The organism is Gilliamella sp. CG16 (assembly GCF_046635785.1).
Classification (GTDB): domain Bacteria; phylum Pseudomonadota; class Gammaproteobacteria; order Enterobacterales; family Orbaceae; genus Gilliamella; species Gilliamella apicola_I.
On sequence record NZ_JBIDFL010000005.1, the window covers coordinates 72,977 to 99,442 of the forward strand.

Sequence of the window (26,466 nt, forward strand, 5' to 3'; positions counted from 1 at the left end):
TTTATTTAGTTAATCCTAATCCAATTATTGAACACTAATTTCAAATCAAAAAATTTTAATTCAAAAATAACTCAAAGCTATCTTGGTTTCTGATACAATAGTCTAAATTTATAATAATGAAGTAATGTCGTAACACTATAAAACACAAGGTTTTTTAATGATCATATCTGATGCTAATAGTGCGGTGTCATCCGTTGCTTATCGTGCCAATGAAGTCATAGCAATTTATCCTATTACGCCAAGCTCAACCATGGCTGAGCAAGCAAGCACTTGGGCTGAATTTAATAAGCCTAATGTCTTTGGCGATATTCCAAAAGTAGTTGAAATGCAGTCCGAAGCGGGTGCTATTTCAACTGTGCATGGTTCTTTAATGACGGGCGCATTAGCGACGTCGTTTACATCATCGCAAGGCTTGTTGTTAATGATCCCTTCGTTATATAAGATAGCCGGTGAATTAACACCTTTTGTGTTACATGTCGCTGCTCGTACGGTTGCCACCCATGCGCTGTCAATTTTTGGTGATCATTCCGATGTGATGTCAATCAGACAAACGGGCTTTGCTATGCTGTGTTCAAGTTCAGTTCAAGAAGCCCAAGATTTTGCGTTAATTGCGCAAATGGCAACATTGAATAGTCGTGTGCCTTTTGTCCACTTTTTTGATGGTTTTCGAACGTCCCATGAAGTGAATAAAATTCATCCTTTAAGCGATGAACAAATTCATAACCTGTTACCGCATGATGCTATAAAAGTTTATCGTAGCCGTGCTTTGACGCCCGATAATCCTGTCATTCGTGGCACGTCGGCTAATCCTGATACCTATTTTCAATGTCGTGAAGCAGTAAATTCTTATTATGATCAGACTTATCAGCATGTTGTCGATGCTATGCAAGCATTTGAAAAAGAGACAGGCAGACAATACCAACCGTTTGAATATTATGGGACAAGTGATGCCGAACGTGTGATTGTCATAATGGGCTCAGGCGTGAGTACTTGTAAAGAAGTTGTCGATTATCTGATTGATAATCATGAAAAAGTCGGTGTGGTGATTGTTAGATTATTCCGCCCTTTTTCTGCAAAACATTTGTTAGCGGTCATTCCGGATTCTGTTAAAAATATAGCGGTTTTAGATAGAACAAAAGAACCTGGTGCCCAGGCCGAACCTTTGTACTTAGATGTTATGACTGCTTTTGCCGAAAGCTTTAGCCAAGGTGAACGCCATTGTTTACCAACCATTGTTGGTGGACGTTATGGTTTGTCATCGAAAGAGTTTGATCCTCGCTGTGTCTTGGCTATCTTTAACGAGCTGTTAGCAGAAAAACCTAAACCTCGTTTTACCGTTGGGATTTATGATGATGTAACTGGGTTGTCATTAAAATTACCCGAACAATCTATTCCACAAAAATCTGCGCTTGAAGCATTATTTTATGGTTTGGGTAGTGACGGTACGGTTTCGGCGACTAAAAATAATATTAAAATTATTGGTGATAGCTCACCTTTTTATGTGCAAGGCTATTTTGTTTATGACTCTAAAAAGGCCGGTGGCTTAACGACTTCGCATTTACGAGTAAGTTTGGAGCCTATTGATTCTCCTTATTTAATCACTAGCGCACATTTTATTGGCTGTCATCAAGATCAATTTATCGATAAATACCAGATTGTTGAAAAACTAAAAGATGACGGGATCTTTTTACTTAATACACCTTATAGTAAAGATGAAGTTTGGCATCGTTTACCGAAAGAAGTTCAAGTACAATTAATCCAGAAAAGAGCACACTTTTATATTATTAATGCCGCTAAAATTGCCCGAGAATGTAATTTAGGAGCCCGTATTAATACCGTTATGCAAGCGGCTTTCTTTCATCTTTCTGAAATATTTAAAAATGATTTTAGTATCACACAGCTTAAAGAAGTGATAGCCAAAAGTTACAGTAGCAAAGGTCAAGAATTAGTCGAAAACAACTGGAAAGCCCTTGATTTAGCGATTGCTTCTTTAGAGCAAATTCCGTTAAGTTGTGTCGATCAAAGTAGCGCATCACGCCCTTCTATAGTACCAAGTAATGCGCCTGACTTTGTGAAAGTAGTGACGGCATCAATGCTTGCCGGTTTAGGCGATAACTTGCCAGTATCTGCCTTTCCACTCGACGGCACTTGGCCAACGGGCACCACAAAATGGGAAAAACGAAACATTGCCGAAGCGATTCCAATTTGGCAACCCGACCTTTGTACCCAATGTAATCATTGTGCAGTTGCGTGCCCACATGCGGCAATTCGAGCTAAAGTGGTGTTACCTGACGATTTGGCAAACGCACCCGATTCATTGAGTTCGCTCGAGGTAAAAGCCCGCGATATGCGAGGTCAACGCTACGTTTTACAAGTTGCGCCGGAAGATTGTACGGGTTGTAATTTGTGTGTTGAGGTGTGTCCGTCTCGGGATCGTAATAATTTTGATATTAAAGCGATTAATATGCAATCACGCATTGATAATTTAGAAACGCAACGCGCCAATTTTGCGTTCTTTAATGAGTTGCCTGATCGTGATATTAAATCACTTGAACGTATTGATGTCCGCACATCGCAGTTATTAACACCATTGTTTGAGTATTCGGGCGCTTGTGCCGGCTGTGGTGAAACCCCTTACATTAAATTGTTAACGCAACTTTATGGTGATCATCTTGCCATAGCTAATGCAACCGGTTGTTCTTCAATTTATGGCGGTAATTTACCTTCAACCCCTTATACTACCGATCGTTACGGTCGTGGCCCTGCTTGGGCAAATTCGTTATTTGAAGACAATGCCGAGTTTGCTTTAGGTTATCGGATCACTTATGACCAACATAAAAAACGGGCGTTACGTTTGCTTGAACATGTAGCGGGTGAGATTTCGCCCGAAATTGTCATTGCGTTACAGTCCCTTGATTCTACTATTGATGATAAACGCAGGCAGGTTGCTTTATTGCGTGATCAACTGGCTCATTTGGACTCGCCTGAAGCAAAAGAGTTAATTCAAGATGCGGATTATTTAATCGATAAGTCAGTTTGGGCAATTGGTGGGGACGGTTGGGCATATGATATTGGTTTTGGTGGACTGGATCATGTAATGAGTTTGACCGATAACGTTAATATTTTGGTATTAGATACACAATGCTATTCTAATACTGGTGGTCAGCAATCTAAAGCAACGCCAATGGGAGCCGTGTCTAAATTTGCCGATTTAGGTAAACATAAAGCACGCAAAGATTTAGGCGTGAGTGTGATGATGTATGGGCATGTTTATGTTGCGCAAATTGCATTAGGTGCACAGCTTAATCAAACGTTAAAAGCCCTGCAAGAAGCCGAAGCCTATGACGGCCCTTCTTTAGTGATTGCTTATAGCCCTTGTGAAGAACATGGTTATGATTTAGCAAAATCGCATGAACAGATGAAAGATTTAGTTAAATCAGGATTCTGGCCGCTATATCGTTATGATCCACGACGTACGGCAGAAGGTAAACCTGGTCTGGTGCTTGATTCTAAATCACCAAATAGTGAATTATTATCTAGTATTTTATTGAAAGAGCAGCGTTTTAGACGTTTAGAAACGTTGGAACCGGTGATTGCCAATACCTTGCATGAACGTTCAACCAAAATGGTAAACGCTAGATTTAAGTTCTTGCAAATGTTATCCACGTATTCTGATATCGAAACGCCCGCAGACAGCTAATCAATCGCTGTTGTGATTAGAATCATATCATCTTAATTAAGACTATTGCGTATGTTATGCAGCATACGCAATGTTTTTTTATTCGTGATGCGCTTTAGTGCAAACTAGCACCAGTTAAGTGCGTTTTTTTAATCAAGTTAATCGTTATCATCTTCAAAATGGACCATTGTTGACCCCAATTAGGGTATCAATACGCTTTTAATGATTATTATTATATTTGGTATGTTTTTTGCACTGTTTAATTAGCCTGTAAAGAAATCATTAATCGAGAGGTGAAAAATGGTCGCAAATTTGAATATCAACCGTAGAAAACTATTAACGTTGTCTTCCGCTGCAATTGCAGGTTTGACGGTTAATCAATTACTGGCTAAAGCACATGCGCTAGAACAACAAAAAACAGTGTCATATTCGTTACCCATACAAGATAACGTTGTGATACCTAACCTTAACAATCCCGTTAGACTGAACTTTAATGAAAATGCGCTTGGTATGTCAGGCGCAGCTAAACAAGCAGCCATTGACGCGATTCCTAAAGCAAACCGTTATGCTAAAGCTGAAATGCCCCTGTTAAATAGACGATTGGCTCAATATCATCATGTAAGCGATGATCACATTTTGCTAACGGCAGGATCATCTGAAGGTATTCGAAGTTCATTAGCAGCTTATGTGAAACCGGATACACAGTTAGTGATACCAGAATTAACTTATAGTGACGGCGAACATTTTGCTAAAATCTTTAAATTAAAGGTAACCAAAGTGCCCTGCTTAGCCGATTGGCAAATTGATATTAAAGGCTTACAAAAAGCGGTTGAGGATTATCAAGGCTCTTCAATCGTTTATTTAGTCAACCCTAATAATCCTACTTCGACTGTATTTGCCAATAGCGAAATAGAATCATGGTTAACAAGTAAACCCAAAAATACGGTATTTATTGTCGATGAAGCCTATGCCGAATTCGTCAATGATCCAGCTTTTAAGTCGGTTGATTACTTAATATCGAAGGGGTTTGATAATATCGTTTTACTGAAAACGTTTTCAAAAATTCATGCTATGGCTGGTCTACGTGTCGGTTATGTGGTGAGTTCAGCAGATAATATTCGTCATATTGCTCAGTATGTTGCAGGCGAAAAGTTAAATTATTGCGGTGTCTGTGCGGCTTTAGCGTCAATGGATGATGTCCAGTTTTTAACTTATTCTAAAAAAGCGGTTGATGTGTCACGGACGATAATGGAAAAGACTTTGTCAGATTTAGGTTTACATTATCTTAAATCTGAAACGAACTTTTTGTTTCATAAAAGCCCCATTGATTTAAAAAAATATCGAGAACTCATGAAACAAAATTTTATTTTAATAGGTCGAGATTTTGAGCCTGCCACAAATTGGTGTCGAATATCATTAGGGACACCAAGTGAAATGCTTTATGTTGCAAATGTTATGCGAAATTTGAAAAGTCAGTCTTTGATTTAAGTTGAAATTACTGATTGTGCTGATAGTATCATGCTCACTTGTCATGATGTGATGAGTGAGCATTTTAGTCGTTTTTAAATATCATTTATTCGTCTTGCCATCCAATAGCGCTGTTTCCAATAAGACTCGTTTAAATTGGAATAGATGACACCTTTCGACGTCGAGGCATGTAAAAATTTTCCATCCGTGTAATAGATGCCGACATGTAATCCACTACCCCGTCCACCGGTTTTGAAAAAGACTAAATCCCCCGCTTTGGGTTTCGTCACTTTGTAACCTAGTTTAGCTTGTTCAGCTGCACTTCTAGGCAATCGTTTAGCTAGCTTATTTTTAAAGAAGTTCATGACTAAAGCTGAACAATCGCTCCCGGCTAGGGTTGTTCCACCATAACGGTATGGCGTACCTTGCCATTTTTTGTAATGGGATTCTATTTTAGCTAACATAGCCGTTTCTGATCTTAGCGTATTTGAGGTCACTTGTCCCCGACTACTGCTACAGCCAAATAGCATAAACATAGATAAAATTAACGTGAGAATAAAACAACGTTTCCTTAGACTAAAACAACTGCTTAGCAACGTCACGTATCGTTGATTGCCTTTTTTTGTCATATCTTTTGGTTCCCTTGTTTAAGTTTGACCATTGTGAATAACGTCTTGCAACTTTTAGACTTTTGGGTAATACACCCTTTTCCCATTCGCTATTATCCAAATTAGACAATTGAATCGGGTCGGTATTTGCATGACTACGATTATTCAAATTTTCTTTAAGACGAATTAATCGCAATGAAAGAAAACAGATAATTGCATCGTCAACACTTAATTTACTGTATCCAGATAGCTGGTAGCGCATTCTAGATCCGTAATGTTTGGCCGTTTGCATTAGCGTACCTACAGCACCACCAATTAACGCAGCAGATCCGAAGGTCAATCCTCCGGTTGCTAAGTCGATGCTTGCACCAATAGTGGCTCCCGATACAAAACCTTTGGTTAAATGAACGCCCATGCTTTTTAACGCATCAATATTAAAAAGATCCGCTTTGTAGCGCCCTTTAATTAAGGGTAAACCTTGTTCGCTTTCGTGCTCAGCATCAAATTGATAAAGCGATAATAATTCATCAATTGCTTTTTGTTCTCGCTTTCTTACTTTATTTTGCATATCAACTATGGCTTGTTTATCATCTGTTTTCGCCATTTGATAAAATGCAGTCACATCAACCAATGTTTCTGCAATAATTAAGTTAGCGCTTCGGTTGCGAGAGTCTCGTAATTCGGTTATCTTATTTAGCCATTCATCTAAAATAGCTTTAGCTGGCTCTATCATAAGCGCAAGGCTTTTGTACAATCTTTCTTCACCGTCCAATGGTGGCACGATCGCGTCGAACCTTATGATAGCATGTATCCCGACTCGTGAAAGTAACATTTTCCATTCTTTTTCATTCTGATTTTGTTGTGCAGTAAAATTTAACACCGCTAAAATAGGTTTATCACTATTGGCTAAGATAGCTAATTCATCATGAAATTTAGGTAGTATAGGCTCTCTCACATCAATAACATAGATAGCTGCATCACTATTTAGGAGTTGTTTTATAACTTTTGCTTCTTGGTTAAATTGGTTTTCCGCTTCTGGGCTTTGTAAAAAAATCGTTAATTTATCAATGCCGTCAAGTTTATGATTGGTAGGCAAAAGTTGATTAATATAGTCGTATAGAGCCAAGCTATCTTCTAAACCAGGTGTATCATAAAAAATAATCGATTTTTGATTGCCTAGTTTTATTTTTATGGATTCGACATGCCTTGTTGTGCCAGGTTTATTCGAAACCTCACCAAAATGACTATTGCGAATTAATGTCCGTAATAATGAGGTTTTACCAACATTAGCATGACCAACAACGGCTAATTTTAATGTTGTTAACATTTTACAGTTCCTCTTTTAACCATGAGGGTTGAGCAAACTCAAACGGTAAAGATTGCCAGTTGTTAAGCTGGTGACCTTGATTGATGAACCAAATACGGTTTTGTTGCGATTTTTCAGTTAATTGACTAAGTAAATTTAATACTCCTCGATCGGGTGATCGGTCGGTATCAATAGCGATTAATAATTTTTTAGCTGGGTTTATTTGAAGATAATCTAAAATTTGTTTGCGCTGTTCACGCGTATTTACAAAACCTAAAAAGGTAACAGATGCTGGCGGTGTCCAGCTTTCAGGAATATCTACCGCAACTAAAAAAATTCCTTCGCCATTGTTTATAAAATGTTTGGTTAAATCAATATTAAGATCTTGTTTATGCGTATCTTCATCCACAACGTGGATTGAAATCGGTTGTAAATCATTAGCCAAAATTTGATATTCAGGTAAATTTAAATTCAATTTTACTTTACGGCAACTGACTATCCAGTTAATACCGCAAATGATCATGCAAATAAAACGTACTGCTAATCCGTAAACAATAAACACGCCAAGTAACCAAATCGCCCACGCAGATCGAACTTCGCTAGCATTAAGTGCGCGTTCACTGTATCGAATAATCTCATCTTGCGGAATTGAAAACCCAAATATTGAAGGTAACAACCCTAGATAATGGGTCAGTTGTATAATTGCATCGGGGTTTAGTAGGGTTGATTTCCATTCAAAACTGTAATGTTGTGTCGAAAACAAAACCACCAGTACAACAAGGGCAAAGCTTAATATGATTGTCCAAAAAAGATTAAGGACAAACCCAATTAGCCAGCGGATTTTACCCCCAAATAGTTGTACAAAAGCAGGAATCAGTTCTTGTATGGTCTTTTTCTGAGAAAGCTTTTTAGCTAACCATAACCAACAATGAATAAGAATACTTCCGCCCATATTGGAAAAGAAAAAAAAGGAACAAACCCAGATTAAAAAGGTGATGAGGTGAACGCCTAATAAGCTGAAAAGTGCCCAGTATAAATTAACAGGGTTTTGATTGAGTGCGCTAAACGCTAATGTCACGCCTAAAAAAACGGAAAGTAACAGGAGCAGAACAAAAGAAATTTTTATCGCATGCAGTAATAGCGTTTGTGCAGTATAAAGTCCATTTTGCTTAGACAACATCACCGCTCGTAGGATAATTCGATCGGATAATGATGATTGTGTAGCCCTTGCCTTTCGATTGATGTCTTGATCGGCATATCGACCTGATTCATTTTCAATCAAGCGTATCGTTTCAGCAAGCCATAAAGATTTTAACTTTTCTCGCATTATACTTATCTTAAAATGAGATTAATGAAGCATAAAAGAAACGCGACTTAAGTCGCGTTGTGTAAGTTAAATATATTACTGTGCTATTTCACCAATTTTACTTAATAAAGTTTGAATACGTTGTTGCCAAACTTGTTGATCTTGTTTTAATTTTTCGTTTTCATCACGTAGTGCTTTCATTTCGTCTGAACTGTCATTAATCAACTGTTCTAATTCTTGATTTCCTTGTTTTAACGTTGCAATCTCTTGTTGTAATGTACTGATAGTATTCACAGTATGTTGGATTTTATTTTCCAATTGATTCAATATTTCTAATGACATATTTTTCCTCAGACTTTATTTACTTGGTGTATAATGTCTACTATTATAACGAATTCATTCTAAAATCAACACCTTTTTAAAATTTAAGTTGGAGAAAATTATGCGTAAACCTCTCGTGATGGGTAACTGGAAACTCAATGGTAGTATTGAAATGGCTAAAAACTTAGTTGCCGAACTAAGAAATGAGCTATCTACGGATGTCGAATGTGATGTTGCGATCGCTCCACCAGTCGTTTATTTAGATTTTGTTAAACACCAATTAGGTGGATCAAATATTCTTTTAGGCGCTCAAGATGTCGGAATTAATTTATCTGGCGCTTATACTGGTGAAGTATCTGTTAACATGCTAAAAGAAGTTGGGGTCACGCATATTATTATTGGTCATTCTGAACGTCGTACTTATCATAAAGAATCAGATGAATTTATCGCTAAAAAATTTGGAGTCATTAAAGAAGCAGGTTTAGTTCCTGTACTTTGTATTGGTGAAACCGAAGCCGAAAACGAAGCGGGTCAAACTCAAACTGTTTGTGCTCGTCAGATTGATGCGGTGATTAATGCATTAGGTGTTCAAGCTTTCAATGGTGCAGTTATTGCTTATGAACCTGTATGGGCAATTGGTACAGGCAAATCAGCGACGCCTGCACAAGCTCAAGCTGTTCATAAATTTATTCGTGACCATATTGCAAAACAAGATGCAAAAGTAGCTGATCAAGTCATTATTCAATACGGTGGTTCGGTCAATGATAAAAATGCCGCTGAGTTATTTACTCAACCAGATATTGATGGTGCATTAGTGGGTGGCGCATCATTAAAAGCAGATGCATTTGCAGCTATTGTTAAAGCAGCGGAAAAAGCAAAGAATTAATTTTTTTAAAACTTAACAATAAGATAAAAGACGCCAGATTGGCGTCTTTCAATAGAAACTTAAATAATTTATTTATATTTAACTTTATTTGATTTTGAGTTATATCGAGAAGGCCAAATTTTTTCAGCAGGAACTTTTAAATATTCTGAAATAATATGTTCATACTTAGGACAATGACGATAAAGTGCGTTTCGTAGAGTATCAGCTTGCAAGCCACTCGCACGAGATAGACCTCTTAAATTTCCACCTCTAATTTTAATTTCGCCTACTACTCTTGATGGAGTCCAGTCTTGATCTTGTTCGCTCATTATGAGATCCTCTATAAGTTTATTTTTATTGCTATCCAAAAGATTATCGGTATACAACACTAGCATGGTGTAAATTCCAAGCAAAAGAATAACACATAAAAAAACGAATTAAAACAAGAAAAATAAAAAATAACGCAAAATGGATTATAAAAATGAAAGAAAGCAACATAAAAACAACTGAAGATCAAGAAAAAACACGAATTCTTAAGGAAACAGGTGTTATCGATTTTAAGCATCGACTTACCTTAGTTTTAGAGAGTTTATCGGGTAATGCCTTTGCCAAAAAAGTGGGAATGTCTGAAGCCGTTATTCGTGACTATTTATCTGGTAAAACTTACCCTTCTCTTAATAGATTAGCAATTATCGCACAAAAATGTGATATCCCTATTGAGTGGTTAGCAACAGGTAAAGGTGAGTGTCGGTTACTTCCCGATACTGAACGTCGTGGTTTTGTCTATATCCCTTTTTATAAATTAAATGAATTCGGTAATAATAAGTCACTTTTACAAATCGAGGCAATACCGTTTGATATCACATTGATTAAACATCAACTTTTTGATAATGATGACTTGCGGGCGGTTTGGGCTAAAGGTGATAGCATGGAGCCGACGATATCCAATCATGATATTTTGATTATAAATACTGCACATAGCAAACCGATTGATGGATATCTTTATGCCGTGCAATATGATGATCAGATAAGTATTAAACGCATCCAAAATCAGGGTTCTAACATTGCTTTGCTCTGTGATAATCAAAAATATCCGTCTATAACTGTAGACAAAAATGAACCTCAAGATTTTAAAATTATTGGTCATGTCGTTTATCTGTTAAAGGATCTTTATTAACAATATTGTGTATTGATTGTATTTTTTTATGGCATATAAAATATGTGGTTTTGTTGATTAATGTTGATAGAACCACTTATTAAGAAATTTAGGCACTCGTTTTTTTTCTTTAGATTTTAGAAAGATTACTGAGTAAAAAAACGTAAAAATGTTTAAGTATCCGTCTATGTTCCAGTAAAAAAAATGTTCTCAATCAGAATTCTTATTGGCATAAATTTATGCTTTTGGGGTCATTTATGCTAAAATTAGCCATTATTTTTTTATAGACAATGTTAGTTATTATGCCAAATATGAATACTTCCCCAAAAGTTGTCGTCGGTATGTCTGGTGGCGTTGATTCTTCTGTTTCTGCATATTTACTTCAGCAACAAGGTTATCAAGTTGTTGGTTTATTTATGAAGAACTGGGAAGAAGACGACACAGATGAATACTGTTCAGCGGCTGTTGACTTAGCCGATGCTCAAGCTGTTTGTGATAAACTCAATATTAAACTTTATACTATTAATTTTGCAGCCGAATATTGGGATAACGTATTTGAACATTTTTTATCAGAATATAAAGCAGGGCGAACCCCTAATCCCGATATTTTATGTAATAAAGAAATCAAATTTAAAGCATTTTTAGAGTATGCAGCGCAAGATCTTGGTGCCGATTATATTGCAACTGGTCATTATGTTCGTAAACGTACCACTGGCGATAAAGTCGAATTATTGCGAGGGGTAGATAATAATAAAGACCAAAGTTATTTTTTATATACGTTAAGCGAAGACCAAGTTAGACAAAGTCTGTTCCCTGTTGGGGAACTTGAAAAACCGCAAGTTCGTAAAATCGCTGAGCAGCTAGGATTAGCTACTGCATCTAAAAAAGACTCTACAGGAATTTGCTTTATTGGCGAACGAAAGTTTAGTGACTTTTTAGCTCGATATTTACCGGCTCAAGCTGGCGCAATTCGTACGGTGGACGGACATATTATCGGTAAACATCAAGGAATTATGTATCATACTTTAGGACAACGTAAAGGACTGGGAATTGGTGGATTAAAGCAAGCCGATGATACCCCATGGTATGTTGTGGATAAAGATATTAAAAATAATGAACTTATTGTTGCTCAAGGTCATGATCACCCTGCGCTATTTTCAGATGGTCTGATTGCACAACAACTACATTGGGTTGATAGAAAAGCTGTGACCAAACCTTTTACTTGTACGGTGAAAACACGTTATCGTCAACAAGATATTCAATGCCAGGTCAATCCAATATCAGAAGACAAAATCGAAGTGATTTTTGCTAACTCTGTAGCGGCAGTCACTCCTGGACAATCTGCTGTGTTTTATCAAGACGAAGTGTGTCTAGGTGGCGGCATTATTGAGGAACGTATTATTCGTAGTAAGGAGAGTTCGAGTGACGAATAAGTATTACCATACTACTATTGCCCTTGCCGGTGTGATACAAAGTTCTGTTTTGGTTCCCCAGTTGGCCAATACTGGGGTCTGTAGCTCAACACTTTATGAGCAAACTATACATAGCCTTTTTATTACCTCACCACAAACGACCGAAGAAGTGTATGGTGGTATTCAGAATATTAAAACGGGTTTACAAACATTAGTTTATCTGTTTTCATCAGGGCAAAAAGAACAACTGGATGTTGTTCGCTATCTGTTAAGAACATTAAGTATTACCAGTAGATTAATAAAAAATAATGATGCATTAAATAATATTGACCAGCGTTTAACGCGTATTTCGGGATTGTATCCTGTCATGAATGAAGAAACGATTAGTTCACATGTAGATGATCTGTCTTATTCGTTAGCCGGTATTTATTCCGATATTATTAGCCCATTAACCACTAAAATTAAAGTGTTGGGTAAAATTGAGTATTTACAAAATTCTTTAGTTCAAGCAAAGGTGAGAACGTCGTTGTTGGGTTGTATTCGTTCTGCTATTTTATGGTACCAAGTAGGAGGAAGCCGTTTACAGCTATTTTTTCAACGAAAACGCTTAATAAAAACGGCTCAGGCGCTTTTGCAAGAAATTGAAAAAGCAAATTCACTTTAATTTTTTATTACTATTTTAACATCGCAACGGAGTTATCCCGATGGAATTATCTGCACTTACCGTCCTTTCGCCTATTGATGGTCGATATGGAGATAAAACGACAGAATTACGTACTATTTTTAGCGAATATGGTTTATTAAAATACCGTGTACAAGTCGAAGTTCGTTGGTTACAAAAATTAGCTTCACACCCCGAAATTATTGAAGTGCCTGCACTCAGCCAATCGGCTTTGGCGCATCTTAATCAAATTGTTGAACAGTTTAACGAAGATGATGCCAAACGTATTAAAGCGATCGAAAAAACAACCAATCACGATGTTAAAGCGGTTGAGTATTTTCTTAAAGAAAAAGTGAAAACGAATGAAGAGTTGCATGCCGTCAATGAGTTTATTCATTTTGCATGTACATCCGAAGATATCAATAATTTATCATATGCTTTAATGTTAAAAACGGCGAAAGAAAGTGTTTTAATCCCGTATTGGAAAAAAGTAATTGATAAAATTACTGATCAGGCTAAAGAGTATCGTGATTTACCTTTACTTTCCAGAACTCATGGTCAACCAGCTACCCCATCAACGATTGGTAAAGAATTTGCTAATGTTGCTTATCGCTTACAGCGTCAATTAAAACAGCTACAATCGGTAGAAATACTGGGTAAAATCAATGGGGCTACCGGTAACTATAATGCGCATATTGTGGCTTATCCTCATATTGACTGGCATCAATTTAGTGAAGAGTTTGTCTGTTCTTTGGGTTTACAATGGAATCCATTCACAACTCAAATCGAACCGCATGATTATATTGCCGAGTTTTTTGATTGTGTTGCTCGATTTAATACCATTATGATCGACTTTAATCGTGATATTTGGGGTTATATTTCACTAAATCACTTTAAACAAAAAACGGTAGCTGGCGAAATCGGATCGTCAACCATGCCACACAAAGTCAATCCAATCGATTTTGAAAACTCTGAAGGCAACCTTGGCATAGCTAATGCCATTATGAATCATTTAGGTAGCAAATTGCCAATTTCTCGTTTTCAACGTGATTTAACAGATTCAACCGTTTTGCGTAATCTTGGTGTGGGTATTGGTTATGCAATCATTGCTTATCAATCAACCTTAAAAGGATTAAGCAAACTTGAAGTGAATCAAGAGTACTTGTTGGATGAGCTCAATCGTAACTGGGAAGTCTTAGCTGAACCCATTCAAACAGTGATGCGACGTTATGGTATTGAAAAGCCTTACGAGAAACTAAAAGAATTGACGCGAGGAAAACGTGTCGATGCCGAAGGAATGAAGCAGTTTATTGATTCGTTAGATTTACCAGAAAATGAAAAATCACGTTTGAAACAGTTAACACCAGCCAACTATATTGGTTACGCATCAACGTTTATTGATAAACTTTGATTATCTTTTGTTGGTTAATAATCTGAAACATCATTGAATAATGTTTCAGATTATATTGAATCACAATACATGATTGAATGATGTCAATTTGTGATTAAATAACAAACGGTTATTCTTATTCACCTTTAAGACATCAATAATAAAATAACATTAAAAGTATTTATAGGAACATCCATTGAAAATCCGCATTGCAACAAGGAAAAGCCCTTTAGCTCTTTGGCAAGCTAACTATGTTAAACAGCAGCTATTAGCCATTCACCCTGATTTGTCTGTAGAGCTTATCCCTATGGTGACAAAAGGTGATATATTACTTGATAGCCCATTATCAAAAATAGGTGGCAAAGGATTATTTGTTAAACAATTGGAAGAAGCCATTTTAAATAATGAAGCTGATATTGCAGTGCATTCCATAAAAGATATTCCCGTGCATTTTCCCGATGGACTCACACTTGCAACAATCTGCAAACGGGATGATGTCCGAGATGCATTTATTTCAAATCGCTACGAAAATTTATCACAGTTACCTTCTGGTGCGGTGGTTGGTACTTCAAGTTTACGACGACAATGTCAATTACGTGCGCTTTACCCACATTTGCATATTAAAGATTTGCGAGGCAACATTGGTACCCGTTTAGCAAAATTAGACAATCAAGAATATGATGCAATTATTTTAGCGGCAGTAGGATTAAAACGTTTATCATTGCAAGACCGTATTAAACAATATATTAATACTGATGTAATCTTACCTGCTGTCGGTCAAGGGGCAATTGGTATTGAAACACGTGCCAATGATAAGCAAATTTTAGCTTTACTGGCCCCTTTAGATGACCAACATAGTCGAATTTGCATACAAGCTGAAAGAGCAATGAATCAACAATTGCAAGGTGGTTGCCAAGTTCCTATTGCTTGTTATAGCCAAATTTTGGATGACAAGCTATTTTTAAAGGGTTTAGTTGGCAAAACAGATGGTTCTACAATAATCAAAGTCCCTTTGTCCGGTAGCATTACTCAAGCAGAACAGTTAGGACGAGATGTCGCTAATGAATTGTTAATGCTTGGTGCTAAAGCAATTTTAGAGGAATTGAATAGCGAATGATTTTCGTCACCCGCCCTTCACCGCAAGGTGAAGCATTGACTAAATTATTAAATCAAGCCAATTTACAGGCTACCCATCTTCCTTTATTTAGGATTTCAGCAGGTAAGGATCTGCTGAATTTACAATATAATTTAAACCAGTTGTTACCAAATGATATTGTTATTGCAGTGTCGCCACAAGTCGCAAATGTTATTACCACATTTAATCCGCATCTTAATTTTCCTAAACATTTACAGTATTTTGCCATAGGAAATAAAACGGCGGAACTGATTCGTCAATTAGTCCATAAATCGGTAAGTTTTCCAAAACAAGAAAATAGTGAAGGATTACTTGCCTTATTTGATGCTGATATGGTGAAAAACCGAAGAGTTTTAATTTTACGCGGTGATTCAGGAAGACAGCTAATTGCCGATACATTAAGTGCCAAACAAGCCCAAGTCAAACTGGTAGAGTGTTATTCTCGTCATGCTATATCCTATCCGTTGGACATACTGAGTAATTCCATTGAGCATCAGCTCGTTATCATTACCAGTATTGAACATTTACATCAACTTGAGTTGTATTGCCAAACAGAACATAAAAAACAAGCTTGTTTAGTGGTGACCAGTCTAAGAATTTTTGAGGAAGCTAAGCACCTAAACTGGCAAAATATTGTTTTAGCCAAAAGCGCAAATAATCAAATTTTATTTAAAACAATGATAAGTCTATGTCATAATAATATCAATTATATAAAATCATCTAAATGAGGTTTTTATGCCGATTCGATTTTATGGAGCTAATGCAACCAGTTCAACGATTAGTACCACCTCATTTAGCAAACCTTTTACAACCGATGCACTAACACAAGTGAACAATATTATGAAAGAAGAAAAAAATACGATAACGACAAATTCAAGTCTAACAACAGAAAAAAAATCGACTTCTTCATCCAGCAAAAATAATGTCAATAAAACACCCATTTCAAAACTATCGCTTGTAGCTATTGCTTTAACTTTAGGCTTAGGTGGCTTTGTTTTTTATCACGGCCATGAACAAACTGAAAAACAAAACCGCACTATTTCAATGCTCGAAATGGAAATAGCCAATTTAAAACAAACTACCAAGCAGAGTATTGTTAAGGATTTAGAAAGTAATATTAATGATGCAGTAACCAAACAAGACCAGCAGTTTTCTTCGCTTGAAGAGCGTGTTACTAATCAGTTAAATGAGCAACAAAAGTTACAACGACAGTTAACCAATCAAATTAATGACACAATTAGGTTAAATGAACAAAATCTTCATAACTTTAACGAACGATTATCAGCAATGTCGAGCACTGATAATAATGTTTGGCTGATATCGCAAGCTAACTATTTAGTCCATTTAGCAGCTCGAAAAATCTGGAGTGATCAAGATTATACCACTGCCCGTTTGTTGTTAAGAAATGCAGATGAAAGTTTAGCACAAACAAATGATCCCAGTTTATTGCCTGCCAGACAAGCCATTAATAAAGATATCAGTTCGCTTTCTGAATTGAGTTTTATCGATTCTGACGGTATTGTTTTGAATTTAATTAGTCTTTCGGATTCGTTGACCGATCTTCCTTTGGTTGAGAATTATAATGATATTGATCTTGGCTTAACGCAGTATAATGATGCTTTGCCAGTTGATGATTCTCACAGCGCATCTTCAGATGCTGATTCAGAAAATAAAATTGACCCAACTAAAAGTTCCGACAATGTGGTCACTTCGTCAATTTCTGATTGGTCGCATAATTTATGGGCAAACATTGATTCTTTTATGCAAAAATTTATTACCATTGAAAAATTGGATAAAAATGACAATAACTTTGCGACCTGTTTGTCACAAGCAGGCAAAGATGAAAAACAGATCGTTAGATGCCATATTTTAAGTACCCCACTAAATTTAGAACAATCACTGTATCTTCGTGAAAATATTCGTTTCCGTCTGTTAATAGCCGCACAAGCTGTACCTCGACATCAAGAATTGATTTATCAACGTTCGCTTAATGATGTTGCAGTTTGGGTTAATGCTTATTTTGATAATAATTCGTCAAGTGTTAAAGCCTTCCTAAGTGATCTTGATAATTTGCAAAATCAAACCATTAGTAATAAAAGTGTTCCTGACAGATTAGCTAGCTTAAGTGAACTTGAGAAGTTAATGCAAACTCGTGTTCGTTCTATGTTGGCTAAATAGGAGAATAATAATGATTAAAATATTAGTTATTTTCTTAGCATTAGTTGGGGGATTCTTTTTAGGGCCTTTATTGCAATTCAATCAAGGTTCAGCTGTATTTATCATCGCCAATTATAAAATTAGCATGTCCTTCAATTCCTTTGTTATTTTATTATTGTTGGCGCTTTTTTGTCTTTATTTGATTGATCGATTATTTAAAAAAATCTTCAATTCTAAAACAGCTTTCGGTAATTGGCTTCGTTTAAAATCGCCGCATAAAGCAAAAAAATTAATTGAACAAGCACAATTTTTATTACTTGAAGGTAACTACCAACAAGCAGCTAAACTTTTCATGAAAAGTGCTAAGGGTGCAACCAATACAACATTATCTTATTTATTAGCGGCACAAGCGAATATTGATAATGATCAGTTGATTCAAGCTAACCAAATGCTCGAAGCAGCCGCAGCGACTTGCCAACCTAGCGAAAAATTTGCTTTCCAATTGGTTCAAGTTCGCTTACAGCTTAAGAATCATGAATATGATAGTGCTCATACTATTATTGAAAGTTTGTTAAATGAAAAGCCACGTAATGCCGAAGTATTAAGGCTTGCAGATCAACTTTATTATGAAATGGGTAATTATCAAGCTGTTATTGATTTATTACCTATTATGTATAAAGTAAAAACATATAGTGATTCTCAATTAGATCAGTTTAAACAAGCTGCTTATATTGCTCGAATCAAACAGTTATCAACCGATAATGATCCGCTCGCATTAATTAAATGGTGGAAATCACAGCCAAAAGCAATACTTAATAATACTGCGTATCAAAAAGCAATGGCTAACTACCTTAAACAACTTGGCCAAACTGTCGAAGCAGATAAATTGCTGGAATCAGTGGCTAAAATTAAAGATCAAGAAAGAACATAAAAACAGGGCGACAAGCCCTATTTTTTTTAGGTATAAAATATTTTGTATTATAAAAAATATCGAATCAACGCCATAAAGCACATCCCTGTCACAACAATGCACATCAGATTTTTCGTCAATAAAGCCACCAAAATAGTGGGAAGACTAGCTAAACAGTATTCGATCTTAAAATCAGGAAAATGCCCTTGTTTTGCAATAAATAGGTTTTGTACAAAAAGTGCCGTTAAGATACAAAGTGGAACATACGATAAAAATCGAATCACAATATCAGGCAAATGTAACTTTCTAACAAGTATAAAAGGAATAATTCGAGGTAACCATGTTACCAATCCACATCCTATAATGATGAGTAAACTATAAGTAGTCATACTTTACGCTCCATCGCTATTCCCATAAAACATCCAGCAAATGTGCTAATTAATATTGCCATTTCAGGGGATACAAATCGCATTAAGATGATCAGCAGTACTGAAACAGTGAGCATAACAAGAATCTTGTTATAAATACTTTTTGTTTTGTCACCTATCAACTGTAAATAAAGTAAACCGATAAACATAGCCACTAAAGCATAATCCAGACCAAACATAGTGGGATCGGGTAACCACTCACCGATTAAAGCACCTATTAAGCAGGATAATATCCAAGCAACATAAGCCGTGACATTCAGTCCATGCATCCATACGGCGTTGACAGGTTTATGATTGGCAATTGCATTCATGGCCACTGCAAAACTCTCATCTGTGAGCAAACTACCAATACCAATATTATCCAGTAATGAAAAACGGCGAAAAGAAGGCGCAGTTGCCATGCTCATTAAAAAATGGCGGGAATTAACCAGAAAAACAGTAAAAATAATGGCTGAAATGGGTGTAGCAACTAACATTAATCCAGCTATGATAAATTGAGCCGCTCCAGCATAAACAATCACAGCAAGTAGAGTTACTTCTAAAATCGTTAAATTTGCCGATTTTCCTACAACGCCAGCAGCAATACCTATACCAACGTAGCCTAATAACGTTGGAATACAAGCATAAACACCATCTTTAAATGTGAGTGACATAACGCATTCTCTTGATAAAAACTTCATCATAATTATTAACACGGTACTGTCAAACAATAAATGATTAATCTTAAAATTTATTTTAAATGAAATGATTGACCAGTTTGTTATGCGTTTTCAGTCTAGGCAAAATATTCACTTATTTTAACAAGGATCACATTAACGTAATTACACTCAGTAATGTAGTTTGATCGGGTTAATAGTAATTATTAAGATAAATAGTTCGACTATGCACCACTCCGCCTGTAAATTTGTTATAATCCTTTAAATTGTTTTTTAAGATAATCAAAATCGATTTTATATGAAAAATAACATATCAAACCAGTATACGGGTACACTTTTTATTATTTCGGCTCCGAGTGGAGCAGGAAAGTCAAGTTTGATTCGGGCTTATTTAGAGCAAAAAAATCAGTATCCGGCAAAAGTTTCAATTTCGCATACCACCCGAGCGCCAAGACCAGGCGAAGAACATGGTGAAGATTATTATTTTGTGGATCATGACCATTTTGAGTCATTGATTAGTCAGCAGGCATTTGTCGAATATGCAAACGTATTTGATCACTATTATGGTACTTCGAAAGCAGAAATTGAGCAAAGCTTATTACAAGGAGTTAACGTATTTTTAGATATTGATTGGCAAGGTGCACAGCAAGTTAGAGAAAAAATGCCACAATCCAAAAGTATTTTTATCTTACCACCCTCGTTAGCAGAACTTGAACATCGTCTTATTAAGCGAGGACAAGATACCGAACAAGTTATTCGTAAAAGAATGGCAAAAGCACAAGCTGAAATTTCACATTATCATGAATATGACTATGTGATTATTAATGATGATTTTAACACTTCATTAAACGCCCTTAATTCTATCATTATTGCTGCAAGTTTAGAGCGTGATAAACAAGAAGTCATTCATCAATCATTCTTCACAAAACTTTTAACGCACAATAATTATTAATCATGCTGATATAGTTGAGTACTAATCATTTGATACTTATTTAATACACATATCGCCGATGTTATCGGCGATATATAAAAGCGTTAGCGTTAATTACCTAGTCCTTGATCAGCCTGATCATTCTGAATGAGTTCTATCTTATAACCGTCGGGATCTTCAACAAAGGCAATAATGGTCGTTCCACCTTTCACGGGACCAGCTTCACGGGTTACGTTACCACCAGCAAGTTTAACATCTTCACACATTTTGGCGACATCATCAACACCAATAGCAATATGACCAAATGCATTACCATGGTCATACTCTTGCGTTCCCCAGTTATACGTTAGCTCAATAACGGAACTGACAGATTCATCATCATAACCGACGAAAGCTAACGAATATTTGTATTCTGTATTTTCACTTGTTCTTAATACTTTCATTCCCATAACTTGAGTATAAAAATCAATAGAACGTTGTAAGTCTCCTACACGTATCATCGTATGTAAAATGCGCATTGCTAAAATATTCCTTTTTATTAGTGAAATTAATATTGAGTTTATATGTTCATATTTAGTGACGCAAATTTTTTTGGTGTCATAGCAGGCAAAACATTATCAACCGAGTGATAAAACGTTTAGTAGTTTAGATGAAGTAGAGTATGAAATCGCTTTCATATAAAATAGATAGAAAGACTTTTATTTATACAAGGTATAAACAAAAGTCTTGGAATGTAAACTAATAATAAATGGGTTAGTAACTTTTAATGACAACTATTGTGTTGAAGTAGTATAACGAGGAGAAGCACTTATCTGCCTTCCATTACTCACTAATCTAACTTGTTGACCAACATAAAACTCTTTGGTTGTGCCTTTTTGCACAATCACAATATTTGCACCATTTGCTTGCTTAATTTCTAATTCAACCGCATTTGATTGGCTTGCTTTATCTTCGATTGTGTTACCAATTAACGCACCACCAATCGCACCTGTTGCAACGGCTAAAGCTCTACCGGCTCCATCACCAATGGTGTTACCAAGTACACCACCAATCACAGCACCACCTAATGAACCTACCACATTTTCACTTCGTCCATTAGATGCATTTGTTTGAATTTTAACTGGTCTTACTGAAACAACAGTGCCATAACTTACTTGTTGAACTTGTTTCGCTTGATCGGTTGTATAAACATCGCCAGAATAGATATCACTATTACTACATCCCGAAAGGATAGCAACTATGATACTTGTCAAAACAATTTTTTTCATATTTGATTCCCCATATATATTATTGAAGTTATACTTTTTTTGTCAGATTAAGCATAATATTCTTTTACAATAACAACAATATCTTTTTCATTATTTTATCAATAGATAATACAATTTACATTTAAGTTGGAGTATACTCAAGTTAATAGTTTATATGACATACAATAAGTATATGAAACGGTTATTTTTTCAATTATTATTATCAGTTATGATATCGGCCTGTCATAATTCATATCAACAACAAAAAAATGACGTAATAACAAACATTAAGCCGCAAGATGAGGTTCATAATGATTGTTTAAATAATAGCGTAACAAAAAACTTACATAAAATTGACAATATTGCTGTACAAGGGTGTCCAGTAAGATAATCTAATAGGCATAATTAACATAATGAAAACTATCGAAATTGACGACGAATTATATAAATTTATTGCAGGGCAAACAAAACACATCGGTGAAGATGCATCAAGTATATTGCGACGTTTGTTAAAAATAGAAGCGGATCCTGTTAACTCAAACGCCAAAGTTCATTTAGAAAGTCATTACTCGATGTTCAATGATTTGTTAACCAGCGATACCTTTACGAATGAAAAATCGATTATCAGTCGTTTTTTATTATTACTCGCTGCGCTTTATAACTATAATCCAGCACTTTTTGCCATTGCGGCGACATCGCTTCATGGTAGTAAACGCCAATATCTAGCCAAAGATAAAAAATCTTTAGAGATTTCGGGTAAAAATACTAAACCTCGTGAAATTATTGGCACACCTTATTGGGTAATCAGTAATACCAATACGGCAAGAAAAATTTATATCATTGAATCAATCATGAGCGACATGGGGATTTCAGAAAATACGATTAACCAAATTAAAGATGTGTTTTCAACATCAGTGAAATAAAATTTCTGTGGTCACATATTAATCAGAAAAGCGCTGTAACCATTATCAAATGATTAAAAATTATGTAGAGGAGCGAAAAATGGCAAACCATAGCCGAGCGGGATTATTAGCTAAACCTTCTGATCTAATCAATGTGGAAACCTTACAAGATAACTATTTTCGAATTAAACCCGATACCGATAATATCAGCCAATTGGTGATTTTCGGCACTTCAGGACATCGAGGTAGTTCAAATAAAGGCACATTCAATGAAGCCCATATACTCGCTATCGCTCAAGCTATTGCCGAATACCGTAAATCCCATGGTATCACTGGTCCTTGTTTTATTGGTCAAGATACGCATGCTTTATCTGAATTAGCGCTCAAATCAGTGCTTGAAGTGTTCGTTGCTAACGAACAGACTGTTGTTATTGCACATGATTGGGGATATACCCCTACTCCAGTTATTTCACATGCAATTTTAACGTATAATCAAGATAAAAAATCACAGCTTGCTGATGGTATTGTCATTACTCCTTCCCATAATCCCCCAGAAGATGGTGGAATTAAATATAATCCAACAAATGGTGGCCCTGCTGATACTGACATCACTAAACAAATCGAACATCGAGCAAATGAACTCCTTAAACAGCAATTAGACGGTGTGAAAAGGGTCTCATTAGACAAAGCCACTCATTCACAATTTATTCATACCAAAGAATATGAGACTGATTATATTAACGATCTGGAAAACATTGTTGATCTTGCATTGATTAAATCTTCATCGCTTAAAATAGGCGTTGATCCATTAGGTGGCGCAGGTATTACCTATTGGCCTCGAATTGCTGAAAAGTATGGTCTGAATCTTGATATTGTAAATAACAAAATTGATCCTACCTTTAGTTTTATGCATTTAGATCACGACGAAGTGATCAGAATGGATTGTTCAAGCCGCTGGGCAATGGATGGTTTGTTAAATTTAAAAGACAAGTTTGATCTAGCATTCGGTAATGACACCGATTTTGATCGCCATGGGATCGTTACGCCAAAAGGATTAATGAACCCAAACGCTTATCTTTCAGCTTGTGTAAATTATTTATTTCAGCACCGTCCAGAGTGGCATAAAGATGTTGCCATTGGCAAAACAGTGGTGACAAGTTCAATGATAGATCGCGTTGCAAATAGTTTAAACCGAAAATTTTTAGAATATCCTGTCGGTTTTAAATGGTATGCCCAAGGACTTTATGATGGTCAATTAGGTTTTGCCGGTGAAGAAAGTGCAGGCGCATCATTTTTACGAACGAATGGTAAAGTTTGGTCAACCGATAAAGATGGGATTATTTTATGTCTACTGGCAGCAGAAATGACCGCCAAAATAGGCAAAAACCCTCAAGAACAATATCAACAACTTGAGGATAAATTTGGCGTTTCTTATTATGGCAGAATCCAGGCACCCGCATCATTTGCTGAAAAACAAAAACTAGCCAAACTTGATGCAAGCCAACTGACAACCGATCAACTTGCGGGTGAAAAAATTACCCAATGTTTAACCTCTGCGCCAGCTAATCATGCCCCAATTGGTGGATTGAAAGTTATCACTGAAAATGGCTGGTTTGCAGCCCGACCTTCTGGCACTGAAGATGCGTATAAAATTTATGCGGAAAGTTTTATCAGCAATCAGCATTTAGCTTTACTTCAAGAAGAAGCACAACAAATTGTTGCTAATGCCATTAAGTAATTGAAACAAAAAAGCCGACGTTATGTCGGCTTTTAATTATGAATGTACGAAAAAGATTTTTTATTGTTTATTTTTATAGGTAGTTGTATATAGCTTAATGAAATATGCTTAATACACCTTCATTGTGAACATTTGACGCTTAATGTTTTCGTAGTCATTTTACTTTATTTATATTTGTTAATTTCAAGTTATTTAAGTCTAAATTTGGAAAATCTACAACAACAATAACAAGGTCTAAACCACAATTGAGTGACCAAATAATTTATAAATTAAAATTAAGTTTATCAACTTAATCAGTGAAGTTAATGATAAGTGGTTTACTGTTTATGTAAGAAAAATTGGATAGATGTCATCATATCCCCAATAAATTGATGTTTTTTATTGAGGATGTGATTTAGTTTTTAGATTCGTGTTGGTTTTTTGGCTGTGGCTTGTCTTGATGATTTTGACAAGTTGTTAAGTTTAGTTCTTTTTGGTCTGAAACTACGTTTATCCGTTTTGGCGTCAATGAATGATTTGGATTCTTTTGCTAATCCGACAATATCACGTAGATAATTAACCGAATCAATACTTAACTCCATCCAAGTTCCTCGTGATAAACCTTTAGGCAAGGTTATATTGCCATAACGAATACGCAGCAAACGGCTTACTTGTACATCAATCGCTTCCCACATTCGTCGCACTTCACGGTTACGCCCTTCAGTTATGACGACATTAAACCACTGATTTAAACCATCACCACCTTGCGCTTTTACAGATTTAAAAGAAGCTGGGCCATCTTCAAGTTGCACCCCTTTGCGTAATTGATTAACTTGCTGATCAGTCACATTTCCAAATACACGTACCGCATATTCACGTTCTATTTCATGACGAGGATGCATTAATCGATTAGCCAATTCACCATCTGTGGTAAAAAGGAGTAAACCGGAAGTATTAATATCCAATCGTCCAATATTAATCCAACGGGCATTTTTTAAACGCGGTAATCGAGCAAAAACCGTTGCTCGCCCTTGTGGATCGCTTCGCGAACAGATTTCCCCTTCAGGTTTGTAATAGGCTAATACACGACAAACCGTTTTTTCTTTACTTCTTAGCTGAACTAAGTGTCCATTAATTCGAATTTTAGGGTTAGCATTTACATCAACCCTATCACCTAATGTTGCAATTTTTCCGTCAACGCTAATTTTTCCTGCGGCTATCATCGCCTCAATTTCACGACGTGAGCCATTACCTAAATTAGCTAACACTTTTTGCAACTTTTCAGTATTGTCATTTACTTTTTTCATATTTTCCTCGCTACCTTCACAGGTATCAGATTAACTATATCTTTGTTCGTTTTGTGAAAAACGACGATTTACTCATATTGCTTTACTAGCATTACAATTAATACGATAGTGCTCAGCTTGACTAACTTAAAAATGGATAGTGTTTACCAAACAAAATCTTTAGATTATCCATAATTTGAACTTCAATATTTCAAAAACACATAATAAATAGCTACCATGATTAAATAATCCAGATGCTTTTAATAGTGAGCTCTTGAAATATTTGATCACGATTCAAAAGGTTTTATATCACCACTTCCTTGACGAATAATATCAGGGTAATCATTTGTTAAATCAATAACGGTTGTAGGTTGTTGACCTATATAACCACCATGGACAACAGCATCAAGTAGATGTCCAATTCTATCCTCAATTTCATCCGGATCGGATTGCGCTTCCTCTTCATTTGGTAAAATTAACGTTGTGGTCATCAATGGTTGCCCTAATAAATCCAGTAACGCTAAATCAATTTTGTTGTCCGGTATACGCAACCCTATGGTTTTTCGCTTGTCATTCATCAAGCGACGTGGTACTTCTTTACTTGCAGGTAGAATAAAAACGTATTTACCGGGCGTATTATTTTTTAACAGTCGAAACATAATATTATCGACCATTGCATAGGAAGATAATTCCGATAAATCTCGACACATCAACGTAAAATTATGATATTTATCAAGCTGTCGTATTTTACAAATACGCTCAACACCATTTTTATTATCAAGCAAGCAACCTAATGAATAACCGGAATCAGTAGGAAAAGCGATAACGCCACCCTCTTTTAAGATTTTAACAACTTGTTCTAATAATCGATTTTGAGGATTGTCCGGATGAATATAAAAAGTTTGGCTCATAATGTTCTTCTATAT

At 35.9% G+C, this 26,466-nt stretch carries 25 protein-coding genes; 14 read left to right on the forward strand and 11 right to left on the reverse strand.

The annotated features are described in order from the left end of the window. The first annotated feature begins 157 nt into the window (after positions 1 to 157). Entirely contained in the window at positions 158 to 3,700 is a 3,543-nt protein-coding gene (gene nifJ / locus ACGH47_RS07005) for a pyruvate:ferredoxin (flavodoxin) oxidoreductase (RefSeq protein WP_411623060.1), read from the forward strand. Positions 3,701 to 3,979: 279 nt separating this feature from the next. Then, positions 3,980 to 5,167, forward strand: coding sequence for a pyridoxal phosphate-dependent aminotransferase (locus ACGH47_RS07010; protein ID WP_267352568.1), 1,188 nt, complete (start codon positions 3,980 to 3,982; stop codon positions 5,165 to 5,167). A 74-nt stretch (positions 5,168 to 5,241) separates the two neighbouring features. On the opposite strand, the gene ACGH47_RS07015 is transcribed toward ACGH47_RS07010, so the two are convergent. The 4 genes from ACGH47_RS07015 to zapB form a co-directional block, all read right to left on the reverse strand. After that, positions 5,242 to 5,775, reverse strand: a complete 534-nt coding sequence (locus tag ACGH47_RS07015) for a C40 family peptidase (RefSeq protein WP_081299181.1) — start codon at positions 5,773 to 5,775, stop codon at positions 5,242 to 5,244. Continuing rightward, a complete protein-coding gene (locus ACGH47_RS07020; protein WP_411623061.1) occupies positions 5,723 to 7,081 on the reverse strand; it encodes a GTPase/DUF3482 domain-containing protein in 1,359 nt (452 codons plus the stop codon). Before ACGH47_RS07020 ends, ACGH47_RS07015 begins: the two co-directional genes overlap by 53 nt. Position 7,082: 1 nt before the next feature. Continuing rightward, positions 7,083 to 8,387, reverse strand: a complete 1,305-nt coding sequence (locus ACGH47_RS07025) for a DUF2868 domain-containing protein (RefSeq protein ID WP_267352566.1) — start codon at positions 8,385 to 8,387, stop codon at positions 7,083 to 7,085. A gap of 75 nt (positions 8,388 to 8,462) precedes the next feature. Continuing rightward, positions 8,463 to 8,708 (reverse strand): cell division protein ZapB, encoded by a 246-nt coding sequence (zapB, locus tag ACGH47_RS07030; RefSeq protein WP_267352565.1) that lies wholly within the window; start codon positions 8,706 to 8,708, stop codon positions 8,463 to 8,465. Positions 8,709 to 8,808: 100 nt separating this feature from the next. Here zapB and tpiA point away from each other — a divergent pair, with 100 nt between their 5' ends. Further along, positions 8,809 to 9,573, forward strand: a complete 765-nt coding sequence (gene tpiA, locus ACGH47_RS07035; protein ID WP_267380670.1) for a triose-phosphate isomerase — start codon at positions 8,809 to 8,811, stop codon at positions 9,571 to 9,573. A gap of 68 nt (positions 9,574 to 9,641) precedes the next feature. On the opposite strand, the gene ACGH47_RS07040 is transcribed toward tpiA, so the two are convergent. Then, positions 9,642 to 9,881: a transcriptional regulator gene (locus ACGH47_RS07040; RefSeq protein WP_267352563.1), complete on the reverse strand. Its 240-nt coding sequence runs from the start codon at positions 9,879 to 9,881 to the stop codon at positions 9,642 to 9,644. Positions 9,882 to 10,033: 152 nt separating this feature from the next. On the opposite strand from ACGH47_RS07040, the gene ACGH47_RS07045 reads away from it, so the two are divergent. The 8 genes from ACGH47_RS07045 to ACGH47_RS07080 all read left to right on the forward strand — a co-directional run bounded on the left by ACGH47_RS07045 (position 10,034) and on the right by ACGH47_RS07080 (position 18,394). Beyond that, positions 10,034 to 10,729: a helix-turn-helix transcriptional regulator gene (locus ACGH47_RS07045; protein WP_267352562.1), complete on the forward strand. Its 696-nt coding sequence runs from the start codon at positions 10,034 to 10,036 to the stop codon at positions 10,727 to 10,729. Between the two features lie 281 nt (positions 10,730 to 11,010). Beyond that, on the forward strand, positions 11,011 to 12,141 hold the full coding sequence (gene mnmA / locus ACGH47_RS07050; RefSeq protein ID WP_411623062.1) for a tRNA 2-thiouridine(34) synthase MnmA: 1,131 nt from the start codon (positions 11,011 to 11,013) through the stop codon (positions 12,139 to 12,141). Further along, positions 12,131 to 12,784: a high frequency lysogenization protein HflD gene (hflD, locus tag ACGH47_RS07055; protein ID WP_411623063.1), complete on the forward strand. Its 654-nt coding sequence runs from the start codon at positions 12,131 to 12,133 to the stop codon at positions 12,782 to 12,784. Before mnmA ends, hflD begins: the two co-directional genes overlap by 11 nt. A gap of 40 nt (positions 12,785 to 12,824) precedes the next feature. After that, positions 12,825 to 14,192, forward strand: coding sequence for an adenylosuccinate lyase (purB, locus tag ACGH47_RS07060; protein ID WP_411623064.1), 1,368 nt, complete (start codon positions 12,825 to 12,827; stop codon positions 14,190 to 14,192). A gap of 175 nt (positions 14,193 to 14,367) precedes the next feature. Beyond that, entirely contained in the window at positions 14,368 to 15,288 is a 921-nt protein-coding gene (hemC, locus tag ACGH47_RS07065; protein WP_411623065.1) for a hydroxymethylbilane synthase, read from the forward strand. Next, complete coding sequence (locus ACGH47_RS07070) at positions 15,285 to 16,034, forward strand: uroporphyrinogen-III synthase (protein ID WP_411623066.1); 750 nt, start codon at positions 15,285 to 15,287, stop codon at positions 16,032 to 16,034. Before hemC ends, ACGH47_RS07070 begins: the two co-directional genes overlap by 4 nt. A gap of 7 nt (positions 16,035 to 16,041) precedes the next feature. Further along, the gene (locus ACGH47_RS07075; protein ID WP_411623067.1) at positions 16,042 to 17,484 is read left to right on the forward strand and encodes a uroporphyrinogen-III C-methyltransferase; all 1,443 of its coding nucleotides are present in this window, start codon (positions 16,042 to 16,044) and stop codon (positions 17,482 to 17,484) included. Between the two features lie 10 nt (positions 17,485 to 17,494). Beyond that, on the forward strand, positions 17,495 to 18,394 hold the full coding sequence (locus ACGH47_RS07080) for a heme biosynthesis HemY N-terminal domain-containing protein (RefSeq protein ID WP_411623068.1): 900 nt from the start codon (positions 17,495 to 17,497) through the stop codon (positions 18,392 to 18,394). 47 nt (positions 18,395 to 18,441) lie between these two features. Here the strand turns inward: ACGH47_RS07080 and ACGH47_RS07085 are convergent, their stop codons facing one another. Beyond that, on the reverse strand, positions 18,442 to 18,762 hold the full coding sequence (locus ACGH47_RS07085; protein ID WP_267352554.1) for an AzlD domain-containing protein: 321 nt from the start codon (positions 18,760 to 18,762) through the stop codon (positions 18,442 to 18,444). Then, entirely contained in the window at positions 18,759 to 19,454 is a 696-nt protein-coding gene (locus tag ACGH47_RS07090) for an AzlC family ABC transporter permease (protein WP_411623069.1), read from the reverse strand. The genes ACGH47_RS07085 and ACGH47_RS07090 overlap by 4 nt, the downstream gene beginning before the upstream one ends. Positions 19,455 to 19,755: 301 nt before the next feature. Here ACGH47_RS07090 and gmk point away from each other — a divergent pair, with 301 nt between their 5' ends. Continuing rightward, positions 19,756 to 20,409, forward strand: coding sequence for a guanylate kinase (gmk, locus tag ACGH47_RS07095; protein ID WP_267352552.1), 654 nt, complete (start codon positions 19,756 to 19,758; stop codon positions 20,407 to 20,409). 89 nt (positions 20,410 to 20,498) lie between these two features. On the opposite strand, the gene gloA is transcribed toward gmk, so the two are convergent. Both gloA and ACGH47_RS07105 read right to left on the reverse strand, forming a co-directional pair. Continuing rightward, on the reverse strand, positions 20,499 to 20,906 hold the full coding sequence (gene gloA, locus ACGH47_RS07100) for a lactoylglutathione lyase (protein WP_267352551.1): 408 nt from the start codon (positions 20,904 to 20,906) through the stop codon (positions 20,499 to 20,501). A gap of 255 nt (positions 20,907 to 21,161) precedes the next feature. After that, positions 21,162 to 21,656, reverse strand: a complete 495-nt coding sequence (locus tag ACGH47_RS07105) for a glycine zipper 2TM domain-containing protein (RefSeq protein ID WP_267352550.1) — start codon at positions 21,654 to 21,656, stop codon at positions 21,162 to 21,164. A gap of 392 nt (positions 21,657 to 22,048) precedes the next feature. On the opposite strand from ACGH47_RS07105, the gene ACGH47_RS07110 reads away from it, so the two are divergent. Together ACGH47_RS07110 and pgm are read left to right on the forward strand one after the other, a co-directional pair. Then, positions 22,049 to 22,558: a hypothetical protein gene (locus ACGH47_RS07110; protein ID WP_065559380.1), complete on the forward strand. Its 510-nt coding sequence runs from the start codon at positions 22,049 to 22,051 to the stop codon at positions 22,556 to 22,558. Positions 22,559 to 22,637: 79 nt separating this feature from the next. Further along, complete coding sequence (gene pgm / locus ACGH47_RS07115) at positions 22,638 to 24,275, forward strand: phosphoglucomutase (alpha-D-glucose-1,6-bisphosphate-dependent) (protein WP_267352549.1); 1,638 nt, start codon at positions 22,638 to 22,640, stop codon at positions 24,273 to 24,275. 401 nt (positions 24,276 to 24,676) lie between these two features. Here pgm and rluB read toward each other — a convergent pair whose 3' ends face one another. Both rluB and ACGH47_RS07125 read right to left on the reverse strand, forming a co-directional pair. Continuing rightward, a complete protein-coding gene (gene rluB / locus ACGH47_RS07120) occupies positions 24,677 to 25,561 on the reverse strand; it encodes a 23S rRNA pseudouridine(2605) synthase RluB (RefSeq protein ID WP_267360285.1) in 885 nt (294 codons plus the stop codon). A gap of 266 nt (positions 25,562 to 25,827) precedes the next feature. Beyond that, positions 25,828 to 26,451 carry an L-threonylcarbamoyladenylate synthase gene (locus ACGH47_RS07125; RefSeq protein ID WP_411623070.1) on the reverse strand — a complete coding sequence of 208 codons (624 nt, stop codon included), beginning with the start codon at positions 26,449 to 26,451 and terminating at the stop codon, positions 25,828 to 25,830. Positions 26,452 to 26,466 lie beyond the last annotated feature (15 nt).